The organism is Pseudarthrobacter sp. BIM B-2242 (genome assembly GCF_014764445.1).
Taxonomy (GTDB): Bacteria; Actinomycetota; Actinomycetes; order Actinomycetales; family Micrococcaceae; genus Arthrobacter; species Arthrobacter luteus_A.
The window spans coordinates 72761-87368 of sequence record NZ_CP061721.1 but is presented as its reverse complement, the minus strand read 5'-3'; the positions used below and the strand labels follow the sequence as shown (position 1 = coordinate 87368).

Here is a 14608-nt window from a genome sequence, read left to right as displayed (position 1 = left end):
AGCCATGGCAGTACATGTGCATCACCCCGGGCGCCGTGCCGGTCAGTCTTTTCCCCGAGAATGCCCGCCTCCAGCCGTACGCGGCCTGGCGGTCTGGATCATGTGCGGATCCGAATCCGACGTGGACGGAGCGGCGCTGGCGCGTTCCGCCCGGCTGGTTCTCGATTACGCCCTTAAGTTTGCTCCGGAGGCAGAAGTCCAATGGCCTGCCCCCGGGGCTGCCACGTCCGCCGTGGAAGGAGCCGCAGCCGACTCCTCTCAGCTTCCTTCCACGGCGGAGCTTCCTTCCGCTGCGGGAAAGGGTGCAGCGTGGGCGGAAACCGCGGACGACCGCGGAACCCGGCTGCCGCCCTCAGCCGGTCCGGTCAGCCACGTGACTGTTGACCTCGCTGCCAACCAGGTCCTCCTGGACGGAAAGCCTGTGCATCTCACCGGTGTTGAATACAAGGTCCTCCGATACCTGGTGACGCACCTGTCCTGCATCGTGGGGCGGGAGGAGCTTCAGCAGTTCCTGGACACATTTGAAACGCCCGGCGCTGCCACCCGTTCCATTGATACGTACGTGGGCAGGATTCGGCGAAAGCTCGGAAACGCCCGCCAAGCCGTGGCCACCGTCCGCGGGAAGGGCTACCAGTTTGTACCCGGGGCACACGCCACCGTCCGCGGTCCCGCGGAATACTGCATATGACGCCAGAAGCCCCTTCACCTGATCTTTGCCTGCAACCGCCACATTCTCCCAAAGGAAATGCCATGATCCACGCCCTGACCGCAAAACTCCAGCCCGGAACCCGGGCCCCTGACTTCACTCTCAAGGACGCACAGGGCCGCGATACAGCCCTTGCCGATTACCGCGGGAAGAACGTCATTGTGTACTTCTACCCCAAGGCCGCCACCCCTGGCTGCACCACCGAAGCTTGCGACTTCCGCGACAACCTGGCGTCGATGCAGGGCAAAGGTTACGAGGTCATCGGCATCTCCCCGGACGCCCGCGAGGCGCTGGCCGGTTTCACAAACGATTTCTCCCTGACCTTCCCCGTGCTGTCCGACGAGAACCACGCAGTCGCCGTCGCCTACGGCGCCTGGGGCGAGAAGCTCATCGACGGGCGCGTCACTGAAGGCGTTATCCGTTCCACTGTTGTCCTGAACGCCGATGGGTCCGTACTTCTCGCGAAGTACCACGTGGATCCCCAGGGTCATGTCGCAGCACTGAGACAAGAATTGGGCATCTAAGGCACCCTTCTCAGATTTTCCGGAGGCCAGCGCGTCCTTCATATGAGGGCGTCGACGACCGCCAGAGACCACGGGCTCGGCACACACACCTTGAGGAGATTGCCATTGCGCCAGCATCATTCGAAAAAGGACAGCAAATTTACCTTCAGGCCAGGAGACAGGATCGAAGCTTTCGATGGAACAGAACATTCCCGCTATGTGGTCATCGGGCTGAAAACTGGCAAGTTCCAGCCCGAATATGCCGCCAACTCAACTTCTATGTCGCCCTCGTTGACGACATGCTCCGGCGCGATCACCATAACGAGACCATAGGAATGCTCATCTGCGGCACCAAAAACGACCGAAGCGTCCGATACAGCCTCGGACGCTCAACATCCCCCATGGCCGTCTCCGCCTACACCTACGACAAATTGCCCGCAGCGGAACAGAAAGCACTTCCCGACGAGGGACACCTCGTCGCCGCCTTGGAATGGGCCGAACCGGACTCCGAAGTAACCGAAAGTGCCGAGTAAAGGGCCTTCAAAATCGACCCGCAGTGCGGGAATCAGCCTGAATTGTCCAGAGAACTTTGAACAATTCAGCTGTTGTGCGCATCGGGCCGGCAAAGTTGTCGTCGACATCATTGCTTTGTGCAGACACTGTCTGCACAAAGCAGCATCCAGGATCGGGCACCCCGGAGCGCCTCCAACCACGGCCGACGTTTTTGCTTTAGCCTTTCAAAACTTTCGTCGATCCGACAGGACCCGCGTGCAGAACGGCATTTCAGGCAGCAACATGGGCGGCGGCCCCAACAACGACGGCCAAGTCCGCAATCATCACGAACAGGCACTGGCACGTGGTGACAAGAGAATCCTGTTCCGCACCGTGGAAGGTAGGCTTCACAGCTACGCCAAAGATGAGCTCGGAGTGGTCACTGCCAGCTCCCACCCCCAGGTGCGGTCCGCCGGCGGCTTCCTGGTGATGGCTTGCGTCTTCGCTGCCGTGGCAGTCTTCTCTGTCTTTCTGGTGGCCGGACCCACCAGCAGGGGCCAAGATCCCATGTGGAGCGCCTTGTTCCTGACGGCGGCCGGGTTGGCAGGGGCGGTGTACGCCGTGGGGATGGCGAGAGTGGCAGCTAGGGCTAAACGCCTGCGGGCGGAGCGGGGAATCCCCGACCAGACGACCCGCCAGTTCGACTAATTCATCGCTGCGGCGCTATTGGGAACACGGGACAGTCAATAAATGATGGAGCCATCCACACGGTCGAAGCGATCAAGCCCCTGTTTCCACCCGAAGGAACATATGAAAAGCGGCCTGATGCAGCTCTCTGCGCAGTGGTCCTGGCACCAACTTTGGTCTCCTGCGCGCCAGGACAACGTGCCGACCAGAGCGAAACGCTGAGCGAGGTCAAACCGATGATCCGCTCCGCGGTGGATGACATCGAGGCGATGTTTCCTGAAGCATCGGTCCGTGCCTCGGATAACCTTGACGAGCTATCCAGCTGTGCGCGGCCCAAGGACGACAGTCACGACGGGGAGTGGCGGTTGAGCGAGATGAGGTGGATCGACCTCAGCGGCGGGCGGAACCAGGCTCAACTTCTTGATGACATCAAGAACCACATGGCAGCCGAGGGATGGGCACCTGGTGATAACCATTTCACGAATGGTGTTGATCAACTTGAACTTGCCCATACGGACCTTGGGTATATCTTCCTGTCCTTTGACGAGTGGAAACCAAACGCGCTGACGGTAAACGCTATGTCTGACTGCTATTACCTTCCCGACCATGAATATGCATCGGATTTTCAGTAATGCCAGGGGACTCCTAATTCACCCCAGTACTCGAACTGAATGGGAATTAGGAAAAGAGGGCACACACGTCGTACCGGCACGCAGAGAACCGAACAGTCCACAGGTGGGGTCAGTCCGGGTTTTCCACGGCTGGAATCGGGAGCTATTGGGGTAGCTCCCTCAGCAGCCGTAGCGGTGGACAACCCATCAGGATTGTCCCCGGCTGTGGGGCAGCGGAACTCATTGTCCAGACAGTCTCTGGACAATTGCGCAACAGGCTGTTGCACAATGCCAGGCACCTCGCCGACCCGAGCTCATCACCAGGGTCGGCTGTCAGGTTTGAATCTGAGATTGTTCGCCGGGGACGTGTAGGAACTTCCTTTTGACCCTATTCTGCCGCTTACTTCGCGTCCGCCTGACGTCAGGTTGGGGTGGGCCCTTCACTGACGAAAAGCCTCGGAGCTACACCATCCGGACGCCATGGGATGGGAGCCGCTGGCCGTTGAAGCTGGAGTGCGCAGGTCTAGCTCCCCCGACACGATCGCTGTCAGTTCCAGGTACGGCGTATGTACGTTCCTGGTTGTTGTTCTACGACGCGCCGGCTGTGGGCTCCTTCCTGCATCAGCCACAGTAGAGATCCGTCGGCCATGACAGCTTCGACCCGCCCGCGGTCGGTCACGCTGCCCTGAGTGTGAACTTCGACGTCCTGGCCGGTCAGCACTGTCCAGTCGTCGATAGGCTGCCACGGTGCGAAAGAGTGGATGTTTGTTTGGTCTTGATTCGGCGTGGTGCTTGTTGGCATGTCGTCCTCGAGTTTCATGGCAGCAGAACGCTGAGCAGATTTGTGACGGGGAGCATGGCGTTCGTAAGTGATGTTGTCTTTTTGCGTTTACCCGAACAGGACGGCCGCTTCGTCGTAGCGCTTCTGCGGAACGGTCTTCAGCTGGCCCACTGCCTTCTCAAAGCCCACGTGCTCGATGTCGGTGCCTTTGAGAGCCACCATGGTGCCCCAGTATCCCTCCACCACCGAGTCGATGGCGGCCATGCCCAGGCGTGTGGCCAGCACCCGGTCGAACGCTGAGGGCACGCCGCCGCGCTGGATGTGGCCCAGGATGGTGGCCCTGGTTTCAATGCCGGTCCGGGCTTCCAGCTCGGGGGCCAGCTGGTCCGCGATGCCGCCGAGGCGGGGCCGGCCGAAGGTGTCCAGGCCGCGCTCAGAGTGGGGGGATTCCATGTGGTCCGGAACGAAGCCTTCGGCGATGACGACCAGGGGTGCGCGGCCACGGTGGTGGGCTTCCTTCACCCACTGGGTGACCTGGTCGATGCTGACTTTTTGTTCCGGGATCAGGATGGCGTGGGCGCCGGCTGCCATGCCGGCGTGCAGGGCGATCCAGCCCACGTGCCGGCCCATGACCTCGGCGATCATGCAGCGGTGGTGGGACTCACCTGTGGTCCGGAGACGGTCGATGGCTTCGGTGGCGATTTGTACGGCGGTGTCGAAGCCGAAGGTGTAGTCGGTGGCGTCGAGGTCGTTGTCCACGGTCTTGGGGACGCCGACGATCTTGAGTCCGGCGTCGGTGAGGCGTTTGGCCGCGGCCAGGGTGCCTTCGCCGCCGATGGCGATGATCGCGTCGATGCCCAGGCGGTCCATGTGGGCCTTGATGACGTCCGGGCCGCCGCCGTTTTCGAAGGGGTTGGTGCGGGAGGTGCCCAGGATGGTGCCGCCCTGTTTGGCGATGCCGCGGACCATGGTGCGGGGGATGTCGATGATGTCGCCTTCAACCAAACCGCGCCAGCCGTCGAGGAATCCGACGAACTCGTGGCCGTGGGTGGCGATGCCCTTGAGGACGGCGCCGCGGATGACCGCGTTCAGGCCGGGGCAGTCGCCGCCGCTGGTTAGGATCCCAATTTTCATGCGTAATTCCTAGGTTGAGTTGCCATGTTGGAAAGGGGCCATCAGAAAAGCCCAAGACAGCCATAAGGCTGAGTTCGCCCTATCGCCTGCGTGTATTACCAGGTTGTTCGTTCGTAGCTCATGCCGTAGGGAACATTTGGGTCAAGGCTTACGATGACCGTTCCCGGAGCCGTCCGGGTTACCAGAATTCCCTGCTTCCGATACCTCGCGTAAGCAGCGAGTTCTTGGACTGCGGCCTCCACGCCGGCCTCCAAATGGGATCGTGTGTGCACGTGGATGGTGATGGAATCGTGTTGCGTGCGTTCATGCTCGTGGAAGTCGGTGCAGGTGGAATTCTCTGTCTGCATTTATCCACTGCTCCTATTGTTCATTCTCGGTGGGATCTATAGCCTTGGGGGTTGTTCTTTTGCCAGCGCCAGTGGTCTTCGCACATTTGGTCCACGGACTTGGTGGTGGACCAGCTCAGGTCGGCCAGGGCGGAGGTGGCGTCGGCCCAGAAGGCAGGGAGGTCTCCGGCGCGCCGTTCGGTGATCTCGTAGGGGATGGGCTTGCCCACGGCCTTTTCAAAGGCGCGTAGGACCTCCAGGACGGAGGAGCCCGTGCCGGAGCCGAGGTTCCAGCGGAACACGCCGGTGCGTCCTGCGATATGGTTCAGCGCCGCGACGTGCCCCTCCGCGAGGTCCATCACGTGGATGCAGTCGCGCAGGCAGGTGCCGTCGGGGGTGTCGTAGTCGCCGCCGAAGACCATGAGCTTTTCGCGGCGGCCCACGGCCACCTGGGCGATGAACGGGACCAGGTTGTTGGGGATGCCCTGGGGATCCTCGCCGATGCGGCCCGAGGGGTGGGCGCCCACCGGGTTGAAGTAGCGCAGCAATGCTATGTGCCAGCGGGAGTCGGCCGCGCCGAGGTCGGGAGGATGTCCTCGATCTGTTCCTTGGTGCGTCCGTAGGGGTTGTTGGCCCCGATCTCCATCTTTTCCACGTAGGGGATGGGGTTGTGTTCGCCGTAGACGGTGGCGGAGGAGCTGAACACGATGGACCGGACGTCATGCCTGTCCATCAAACGGATCAGGTTCAGGGTGCCCACAAGGTTGTTGGAGTAGTACTTCAACGGCTCCCGCACGGATTCACCCACCGCTTTGAGGCCCGCGAAGTGGATGACTGCGTCGATGGCGTTGCCGGCGAAGACCTTGTCGAGGGCTGCCTCGTTCACCAGGTCTACGTGATGGAACTCTGCGGTCTTGCCGCTGAGTTCCGCCACGCGGCGCAGTGATTCGTCGCTGGAGTTGACCAGGTTGTCGATGACGACCACGTCGTGGCCGGCTTCCTGCAGGGAAAGAACGGTGTGGGAACCGATGTAGCCCGTGCCCCCTGTGACCAGTATTTTCATGAGCGGGTGTGGGTTGGGTTGGCTGGTATCGCTTCGATGTTCCAGCTCGCGGTATGACTTTGCCCCGGGAGGAGGACTATGAGGTCTGTCCTGGTGTTGAAGGCATTAGGCGGACAGGTCATTGGTTCTACTGCCAAGCCGGCTCTGCTGGACTCTGAATCCGGGAGGTCGGCTGTGTGTATCTGAACCCAGGGACAGTCCCGGCCCCATGTCATCGAAGTTCCGGACCCGTCCCATGTAGTCAGGCGTGCGGTTGAGTAACCTTCGTTGTCACGTACGAGATCGGTGAAGGCATGGTCCAGTGTTGTGGAACCGATGGGGCGGGGGGCGACAAAGTCGTAGTGTCGGTCCTCTGAAACGTCGCTAACTCCTGTAGGTATCAGAAGGTCTGGGGTGACTTGCTGCACTTTTCGTGCGGGCAGCTCGAGAATCCAGTCGTCGATCCGGCCCTCGCCGGCGACCAGGTATGGGTGTCCGGCGGCCCCGTAAGGTGCTGAGCCGGGGCCGGTGTTTGTGGCTGTGACAGTGGTGTGCAGCCCGGAAAGATCCAGCTGGTAGGACACCTGTATGTCCAAACGGAAGGGGTAACCGCTCCTCGCTTGAACGACGGTGGACAGAATAGCCGAGGTCTCGTCGGATTCCACGGGGCACCAGTCTTGCCAGGCCAATAGGCCATGAAGTGCGTGGCCCCGGCTGGGTTCGTTGATACCGAGCTGGTATTCCACGCCTTCGAATTCATACCGTCCCGCGATAACCCTGTTGGGCCAAGGCGCCAAGACTGCGCCGCGGTAGGCGGGGCGGACCTGATGTTCCGAAAAGGGGAGAATCAGGTCCCTGGCGTTGTGGCGCAAGGAGCGTAACGATGCGCCGACGCTGGCTATTTCGGCGGTGTAGGGGCCGCAGCGCAGCGTGGTCTGTCTACCTGAGATCGGGACGGTATCGGTGCTCGTTCTGGACATTACGAGGCTGGTCATTTGGGGGCCGCCAGGCGGAAGGTGAGCGTCCGCGCCTCCGGCGCCAAGGCGGACTCGGGCCAGACATCCGGGCCGCACGAGCGGGTGCCGAGCCCGTGCTGGGCCGCGTCGAGGTATAGCCATGAACGCGTGGCGGGAGGCAGCTCGTGCGGGTGTGTGGCTGCGGCTAATTCCTGGGCCGTGTTGCGGCTTAGGGTGAAGCCCGGCAGGCGGCCCCGTGCGTCCGGGAACGCGTCGAACTGTACCCATGGTTTTGAGCCCCGGAGCAGGTCGAGGGAGCGCAGACCCCCGCGGTGACCGGTCTCCTGCGGGCGCGCGTACGGCACGGCGAGCTGATCGATCCCGGCTGCGTACCGTCCTACATGCGCGGCTTCGAGGCTGTCAGGGTAGGACTCGTGCGGGCCCAGTCCGAACCATGACGCTGCGTCCACGTCGGTGGGCAGCCCGAACCGCACACCGGCGCGGGGCCACACGCCGTCCCAATCGGAGGACGGCAGAATGTCCACCCGCAGCCACAGACCTTCGGGATCGAGGATCCATTGCTCCTCGACGGTGACGGTGCGGACCTGGTCCGCCGCGGCGTACCGGGTGCGCACGCGGAGGGCTCGTTCATCGAGCACTTCGACTGCCTCAACGCGCCCGTGCAGCCGATTCAGTCCGGCCGCGTGCCAGCGCGCTGCCGAGGAAGGCCCGGGAGTTCCTACGCCCGGGATACCGTCTGCGTCTGGTGCCCAGGGGTCGGTGTCGATGTATCCGCCCCGGGATTCGCCGCGATCATTGTCCGTGGGTGCCCGGAACAGCTCAAGCCGGGGCCCATCCACAGGGAGGCCGGCGAGTGTAACGAGCCGCCCTTCATCGAAGACTGCCGGCCCGAGCTCCAGGAGCCCAGCGCCTTCTCCCTGCCGCCAAGCTCCGCCCGGGAGCCCGGCAGCGAACGGCAGCGGGCGCTTTGCGGGCGGCGCGAGACGGCCCTGCGCTGAGGCGACTTCGTGCCCGGAAGGCGCCCACCCGGCATCCTGCGCGAGGACCGCCTCGACGGTCACCCATACCTCTCCCATGCATCCTTCGGCGGACACTGGAAGGGGGACTGCGGCCGAGGCGCCAGGGGCGAGAGGACCACCGTCGAGCCCATCGACGGCGAGCTCACCGGAGGCGACCGGTTCGCCGTCGTCCTCAAGGCGCCAGCGAAAGACCAGGTCTCCCAGATCCGCGTTGTGTCGCAGGTTTGCCACCCGTATAAAGGGCTTGCCGCCCGGCTCGAGCCCTTCAAAGGTAAGTCCCACGGGCGCCACGACGGTCTTGAACTCGTACAATCCCGGCGAGGGTGTCGAGTCGGAGAGGACGAGGCCGTCGAGGACGAAGTTGCCGTCATGGATTTCCTCGCCGAAGTCACCGCCGTAGGCGAAGTATTCGGTGCCGTCCGCAGTGCGGGCGGCGATACCGTGGTCGCGCCACTCCCACACGAACCCGCCGTGCAGCCGCGGGTATTTGGCGACGAGGTCCTCGTACAGCGAGATGTTCCCGGGCCCGTTGCCCATTGCGTGGACGTACTCGCACAGAACAAACGGCTTGGTCCGCTGCCGCGCCCCCTCAGCAGGGGAGCAGCCCAGCAGCGGTGTGGTATCGCCGTCGCGTCCGATCGTCTCCACCTCGGGCAGCGTCGCGTACATGCGGGAGTACACGTCGGTGTACGCGCCGGCGTAGTCGTTTTCGTAGTGGACCGGTCGGCCCGCATCCCGTGCATGCACCCACGCGGACATAGCGGCGAGATTTTGTCCTGTGCCGGACTCGTTGCCGAGGGACCACATGACGATCGAGGGCCGGTTCTTGTCCCGCTCCACGGTCCGTTCGATCCGGTCAAGGAACGCCTCGCGCCACATCGGCTCGTCGCTCGGGTTCCGGGCCCAGCCGTGCCGCTCGAACCCATGCGTCTCGAGGTCGCACTCGAGGATTACCCAGAAGCCCATCTCGTCCGCGAGTTCGAGCAGTCGCGGGTGGGGCGGGTAGTGGCTGGTACGGATTGCGTTGACGTTGGAGCGCTTCATGAGCGCGAGGTCCTCGCGGGCGAAGTCCTCGTCGAAGACGCGGCCGTGCGTGGGGTGGGTCTCGTGGCGATTGACACCGTGGAACACGACTTTGCGGCCGTTGACCAGGAACTGGTCTCCGACAATTTCTACCGTGCGGAAGCCGATCCGCAGTGAAACCGTCTCGGCCTTGCTGGCCACGGTCGCATCGTAGAGCCGCGGGGTTTCGGCGGTCCAGGGCTCGACGACAGAAACAGGTACCGGTGCAACATCACCGGGAGTGGCCCACTCGACATCGATGCCGAGCTCGGGTACGCGGAGGCGAACAGGGTACGACGATGCCGGCGCTTTCACTTCCGGCTCTAGGGTCCCCGCCCCGTCGTTGTAGCCGGTCCGGAGCCAGACGTCCTCGATGCCGTCGGCCGGGCGGGAGAGGAGAGTCACCGATCGGAAAATTCCCGGCAGCCACCATTGGTCTTGGTCTTCGAGGTAGCTGGAAGCGGACCATTGATGGACGCGGACTGCGATGGTGTTGGTACCTGTGCTGACAGCGTCGGTGACGTCGAACTCCTGGGCGAGGCGACTTCCGGTGCCCCATCCGATTTCTGTGCCGTTGACCCATACCTTGTACCGGGATTCGACCCCGTCGAAGCGCAGGGCGACGCGGCTCTCGCCGCCTTTGCCGTTGGCTTTCCAGCCGTCGGGGAGCTCAAACGTACGGCGATAGTCTCCGGTGGGGTTTTCGTCGGGGACGAACGGCGGGTCGATCGGGAAGGGGAACTGCACGTTCGTGTAGATCGGGCGGCCGTACGATCCGTCGCCCTGCAGCACCCAATGGGAGGGCACGGTGAGCGACGCCCACGTAGTGTCGTCGTACTCCGCAGCGGCCATCGCCTCCGCGGCCTCCCCCGGGGGCAGTACCCCGCGCCCGCCGAGTGTTCCGGGGACTCCGTTGAGGAGTCGGAATCGCCAGTGCCCGTCGAGGGACAGGGACGGGGCGTCGGTGCGAAGCCAGGAACGGGCCGGTACTCGCCGTCCTTCTCCCGGGCCCGGGTCGGTGACATAGGCGGTGGAGGCTGTTGCCTCCGCGGGGCGCGGGCTCATTTGACGGCTCCTTCTGTAAGGCCTCCGCGCCAGAAACGCTGAAGGACGATCATGGCGATGGCGAGCGGGATGACAGACAGCAGTACCCCGCCGGTGGTCAGCTGGTAGAACTCCGGGAGCCGGTCGGCCTGACTAAGCCAGTTGTTCAGACCTACCGTGATGGGGAAAAGCTTCGAGTCGGAGAGCATCACGAGCGGCAGGAAGTAGTTATTCCAGATCCCCACAAGCTGGAACAAAAACACCGTCACCAGGGCCGGAGTGAGAACCCGCAGCCCCACGGAATGGAAGATACGCAGCTCGCCGGCACCGTCGATTCGCGCAGCCTCCAGCAGCGCCGGATCCACAGTCGCCTGCGCATAAACCCGGCACAGAAACAGGCCGAACGGCGAAACGAGGGAGGGCAACAGCACGCTCCAGTACGTGTTGGCGATACCGAGCTGGCTGAAGAACAGAAACAGGGGCAGGGCCGTGGCGGTGCCGGGAACGAGCACGCCGCCAAGGACGAGCCCGAAGATGAGACTGTTACCCCGGAAGTTGTACTTGGCCAGGGCGTAGCCGCCAGCAGCGGCGAAGTAAGTCGCGGCCAGTGCGCCAACCCCTGCATACAGGATCGAGTTGAGGAACCAGCGCACGAAGACGCCGTCCCCGTAGGAGAGGACGTTCGCCAGGTTGTCCCACAGGACGAAATTAGGGGCGAACAGGAACCCGTTGGTCGCGAACAAGTCACCGCTGGTCTTTGTCGCCGCGACCACGACCCAATAAACGGGAACCAGGAAGTAGAGCGCGGCGACGACAAGCAGCCCCGTCACGAGAATCGTTGTTGAGCCGGGGCGCCGGCGACGGGTCACAGGCGGCTCCCCTGCGACGCTCTGGGGCCGGCTAATGGTAGGAGTGGCTGTCATGAGGACTTCCTGTTCGTGAACCGGAGGAAGGTGAAGGAGAGGATGAAGGCCGCGAGGGCGATGAGCACGGCCTGGGCGGCGGCGACGTTGTAGTCGTTGTACGCAAAGGCAGTGGTGTAGGCGGACAGGTTCGGGGTGTACTGGCTGTCGACGGCCGGCGCAACAGTCTGGAGGACTTGTGCCTCGGCGAACAGCTGAAGCGTGCCGATGATCGAGAACACCGTGGTGAGCACGAGGGCGGGCCGGATAAGCGGCAGCTGAATGGTCCACGCGACACGGAAAGGTCCGGCACCGTCCACACGCGCAGCTTCATAAACCTCGTTAGGGATTGCCTTGAGCTGGGCTATGACGATCAGCATGTTGTAGCCCGTGTAGCTCCACGTAACGATGTTGGCGATGGACCACAGCACGGTATCCGGGCCAAGGAAGTTCACGGTGATACCCACAGACTTGGCAGCGTCCACGAGCGGGCTCAGGCCTGGGACGTAGAGAAAAGACCAGAGAATGGTCGCGATGACGCCCGGCACGCCATACGGCATGAAGAAAGCCGCGCGGAAGAACCCGGGCCACTTAGCCGAGGCCGACTCCAGCAGGAGCGCGAGAACTGTACAGAGGGCGATCATGACAGGAACCTGGACCACGCCGAAGAGCAGCACGCGGCCGATTGAGGCGAGGAAGCTTCCGTCCCCGAGGGCGCGGGCATAGTTCTCGAACCCCGCAAATCCGGAGTGGACGCCCGTCTCGCCGAAGAGGCCGCTGCGGGTAACTTTCGTGAAGCTCGAACCGACTGCAGCGATGATCGGGAAGATGAAGGTGAGGGCGAAGAGCGCCAGGAAGGGCGCAAGCAGGATCCAGGGTGCGCGGGTGACGGTGCGGCGCTGCTGCCTTGCCCGTCCGTGCCTATCCCGCTGGGGTGCTGACGGATGTGCGGTTTCTGCGGTGGCGCTCATGCCTGCTCCTTCCTGATTGTCAGACCCTTGTTCCTGAAGGCCGTCATGATCTGTTGCTCGGCGGCTACTACGGTGTCGACAAGGCTCGTGCCCGATGCCTTGCGGCGGAACCCGTCGCCTAGGATGTTGAAAGACTGCGTGGTGACCGGCCACCAAGACCAGTCCATGTTCTGCGACTTACTCGCCGGCACCATCACGTCCTGGTTGTAGTTCTGCCCCCCGAAAAAGTCGGAGGGCTTTTCGCGCTTTGCCCCGATGATGCCCGGCGCGGGCGACCATCCGATGCCACTGTTAGTGATCTCGGCGTCGATGCCGGCCTGCGTGGACGTCATCCAGACAGCGAATTCGAGGGCCTCGCGGGGGTGCTTGCTGTTAGCCAGGACCGCCGCGGTGGACCCGCCGAGGTAGCTCGAGCCATACCCTCTGGAGTCCCAAATGGGCATGGGCGCCACGCGCCACTTGCCCGCTCCGCCGCTGACACTCTGCACAAGGGCATCCGCCCAGCTGCCGCTCGTGAGCGAGGCGAGCTCCCCCTTCGCAGCCGCCGCGTACCAGCCGGGGGTGAAGGGCCCGTAGGCGGTAGTAACAATCCCGGCGTCGATCGCCCGGTCAAAGAACCGCGCGACGTTCAGCGTTGAATCGTCGGTCATGTTGATGATCCATCCGTCCTCGGCCGAGCGCAGCCAGCGAGCCCCAGCCTGTGCGGCGAAAGAGACGAAGTAGGAGGTGTCCGCGAGAGAGAAGCAGTCGATGTAGGCGTTGGCACCGCGGAGCTCCTTCCCGACGGCTGCCCACTCCTCCCAAGTCGACGGTGCCGCCGCGCCTACTTTGGCCAGGACGTCGGGGCGGTAGAACGTGGCCATCGGCCCCGAGTCCTGGGGGATGCCGTAGACGCCCCCGGAGAAGCTCACTTGGCTCCAAAGTGCGGGGTCATAACGGTGCGCGTATTCACGGGCACCGTAGCGAGAGAGATCCACGAGCCCGTTGACGAGCATGAACTCAGGGACGGTACGCATTTCAACCTGTGCGAGGTCAGGGCCACCGCCCGCCGCTAGCGCGGCGTAAAGCTTGGCGTACCCGCCACGGTTGCCGCTGGGGATCCAGACCGTTTCAACCTGGACGTTCGGGTGGCTCTCGTTCCAGATATCGGCGACCTTCTGAACATTCTTGAGCCAGGACCAGTACGTGAGTGTCACCTTCTCACCGGTCCCGGCCGCAGGGATGGCAGGTGCGGCATTGACGGAAACAGTGCCCGGAGTGGCGCACCCGGTGAGAAGGGCCAAGGCGGAGGCGCTGAGTCCAGCGGAAAGGAGTTGTCGTCGTGTCAGAGATGGCATGAGTCCCACTTCGTTATGGTCAGCGCCGCGGATACGGCGCCGGGGCTGTACGGCCCGACGTGACAAGGCTAACACGAAACCCGAGTACATGCTCGGGTTTTAATGAAATTAGACTGGAACCCATGACTAAAAATGCGACGGTACGCTCGGGCCCGCGCGGCCCGTACGCCAAGACCGCTGAGCGTCAACGGCAAATTCTTGAGGCCGCTGTAGAGGTCTTCGGGTCGCGTGGCTACAACGGCGGCAGCATCCAGGACGTCGCGGACCGGGCAGGGATCAGCCAGACCACGCTCCTCCACCACTTCCCCACCAAGGCTCAGCTGCTCGTGGCGGTGCTCGAGTACCGCGACCGGATCTCCACGAGCACCCCGGGCACGCGGCAACGGTTTGCCGAAACCATCGTGCGGCAGGCGGAACACAACGAGGGCCTACCCCACCTCGTAGAGCTCTACTCCGTACTCTCCGGAGAAGCAACCACCGAGGACCACCCGGCCCGCGGCTACTTCGTCCAGCGCTTCGCCCGGCTTCGGAATGAATACAGCGGGGAGCTGCGCTACCTCGCGAGCATTGGCCGGCTCCGGCCGGGCGTCGACCCGGACGTGGCAGGACCCACCATCGTGGCCCTCTGGGAAGGAATCCAAACCGAGTGGCTCCTGAGCCCCGACACCGTGGACGTGCCCGGCATCCTCAAGGCCTACCTCGACCTTATCCTCGTGCCGGAAGCCGACGTTGACGCCGCCCCGCATGAACCTGAGCCAGCGAAACTACACCGTTCATGACAACACCTACGAGAACGTCCGCAAGGCAGCGTCCACGCAGCTAGTTGACCTGGTTGATGCGGCTCTCGACGACCTCGCGCATGACTGCGGTCTACGGAGATGCAAAACAAAAACCGGCGAGCCAGTGCCAGTCCGCAAGCGCAGGGAGTTCTCCCCGCTTCTACTCCCGTGGGTTGGACGCCGATAACCGGCCTTTCGTCAACCTGAACCGGGGGAGAGGCTCCCAGCTGGCACG

Annotated in this window: 13 protein-coding genes and 3 pseudogenes; 7 read left to right on the top strand and 9 right to left on the bottom strand. The window is 63.4% G+C overall.

The annotated features are described in order from the left end of the window. Positions 1 to 4 precede the first annotated feature (4 nt). The 6 genes and pseudogenes from IDT60_RS00425 to IDT60_RS00405 all read left to right on the top strand — a co-directional run bounded on the left by IDT60_RS00425 (position 5) and on the right by IDT60_RS00405 (position 3020). The gene (locus IDT60_RS00425) at positions 5 to 688 is read left to right on the top strand and encodes a winged helix-turn-helix domain-containing protein (RefSeq protein WP_191080451.1); all 684 of its coding nucleotides are present in this window, start codon (positions 5 to 7) and stop codon (positions 686 to 688) included. A gap of 62 nt (positions 689 to 750) precedes the next feature. Next, positions 751 to 1230 (top strand): thioredoxin-dependent thiol peroxidase, encoded by a 480-nt coding sequence (gene bcp, locus IDT60_RS00420; protein ID WP_191080450.1) that lies wholly within the window; start codon positions 751 to 753, stop codon positions 1228 to 1230. Between the two features lie 278 nt (positions 1231 to 1508). Then, positions 1509 to 1598: pseudogene (locus IDT60_RS23365) on the top strand (hypothetical protein); the annotation flags it as partial. A gap of 12 nt (positions 1599 to 1610) precedes the next feature. Further along, on the top strand, positions 1611 to 1742 hold the full coding sequence (locus IDT60_RS23360) for a hypothetical protein (RefSeq protein ID WP_255527102.1): 132 nt from the start codon (positions 1611 to 1613) through the stop codon (positions 1740 to 1742). Between the two features lie 235 nt (positions 1743 to 1977). Beyond that, entirely contained in the window at positions 1978 to 2409 is a 432-nt protein-coding gene (locus tag IDT60_RS00410) for a phage holin family protein (RefSeq protein ID WP_191080449.1), read from the top strand. A 134-nt stretch (positions 2410 to 2543) separates the two neighbouring features. Beyond that, on the top strand, positions 2544 to 3020 hold the full coding sequence (locus IDT60_RS00405; protein WP_191080448.1) for a hypothetical protein: 477 nt from the start codon (positions 2544 to 2546) through the stop codon (positions 3018 to 3020). Positions 3021 to 3546: 526 nt separating this feature from the next. Here IDT60_RS00405 and IDT60_RS00400 read toward each other — a convergent pair. The 9 genes and pseudogenes from IDT60_RS00400 to IDT60_RS00360 form a co-directional block, all read right to left on the bottom strand. Continuing rightward, the gene (locus IDT60_RS00400) at positions 3547 to 3819 is read right to left on the bottom strand and encodes a hypothetical protein (protein WP_191080447.1); all 273 of its coding nucleotides are present in this window, start codon (positions 3817 to 3819) and stop codon (positions 3547 to 3549) included. Between the two features lie 69 nt (positions 3820 to 3888). After that, positions 3889 to 4914 (bottom strand): ATP-dependent 6-phosphofructokinase, encoded by a 1026-nt coding sequence (locus IDT60_RS00395; protein ID WP_191080446.1) that lies wholly within the window; start codon positions 4912 to 4914, stop codon positions 3889 to 3891. A gap of 95 nt (positions 4915 to 5009) precedes the next feature. Beyond that, complete coding sequence (locus IDT60_RS00390) at positions 5010 to 5261, bottom strand: hypothetical protein (RefSeq protein WP_191080445.1); 252 nt, start codon at positions 5259 to 5261, stop codon at positions 5010 to 5012. Positions 5262 to 5281: 20 nt separating this feature from the next. Further along, positions 5282 to 6303: pseudogene (galE, locus tag IDT60_RS00385) on the bottom strand (UDP-glucose 4-epimerase GalE). Further along, the gene (locus IDT60_RS00380; protein ID WP_223884008.1) at positions 6300 to 7262 is read right to left on the bottom strand and encodes an aldose 1-epimerase family protein; all 963 of its coding nucleotides are present in this window, start codon (positions 7260 to 7262) and stop codon (positions 6300 to 6302) included. The pseudogene galE and the gene IDT60_RS00380 overlap by 4 nt, the downstream one beginning before the upstream one ends. 11 nt (positions 7263 to 7273) lie before the next feature. Continuing rightward, positions 7274 to 10405 (bottom strand): glycoside hydrolase family 2 TIM barrel-domain containing protein, encoded by a 3132-nt coding sequence (locus IDT60_RS00375; RefSeq protein ID WP_191080443.1) that lies wholly within the window; start codon positions 10403 to 10405, stop codon positions 7274 to 7276. Next, the gene (locus IDT60_RS00370; protein WP_191080442.1) at positions 10402 to 11307 is read right to left on the bottom strand and encodes a carbohydrate ABC transporter permease; all 906 of its coding nucleotides are present in this window, start codon (positions 11305 to 11307) and stop codon (positions 10402 to 10404) included. The genes IDT60_RS00375 and IDT60_RS00370 overlap by 4 nt, the downstream gene beginning before the upstream one ends. Next, positions 11304 to 12257 (bottom strand): carbohydrate ABC transporter permease, encoded by a 954-nt coding sequence (locus tag IDT60_RS00365; protein WP_191080441.1) that lies wholly within the window; start codon positions 12255 to 12257, stop codon positions 11304 to 11306. Before IDT60_RS00365 ends, IDT60_RS00370 begins: the two co-directional genes overlap by 4 nt. Then, complete coding sequence (locus IDT60_RS00360; protein ID WP_191080440.1) at positions 12254 to 13594, bottom strand: ABC transporter substrate-binding protein; 1341 nt, start codon at positions 13592 to 13594, stop codon at positions 12254 to 12256. The genes IDT60_RS00365 and IDT60_RS00360 overlap by 4 nt, the downstream gene beginning before the upstream one ends. A 122-nt stretch (positions 13595 to 13716) precedes the next feature. On the opposite strand from IDT60_RS00360, the pseudogene IDT60_RS00355 reads away from it, so the two are divergent. Further along, positions 13717 to 14292: pseudogene (locus tag IDT60_RS00355) on the top strand (TetR/AcrR family transcriptional regulator); the annotation flags it as partial. Positions 14293 to 14608: the final 316 nt, after the last annotated feature.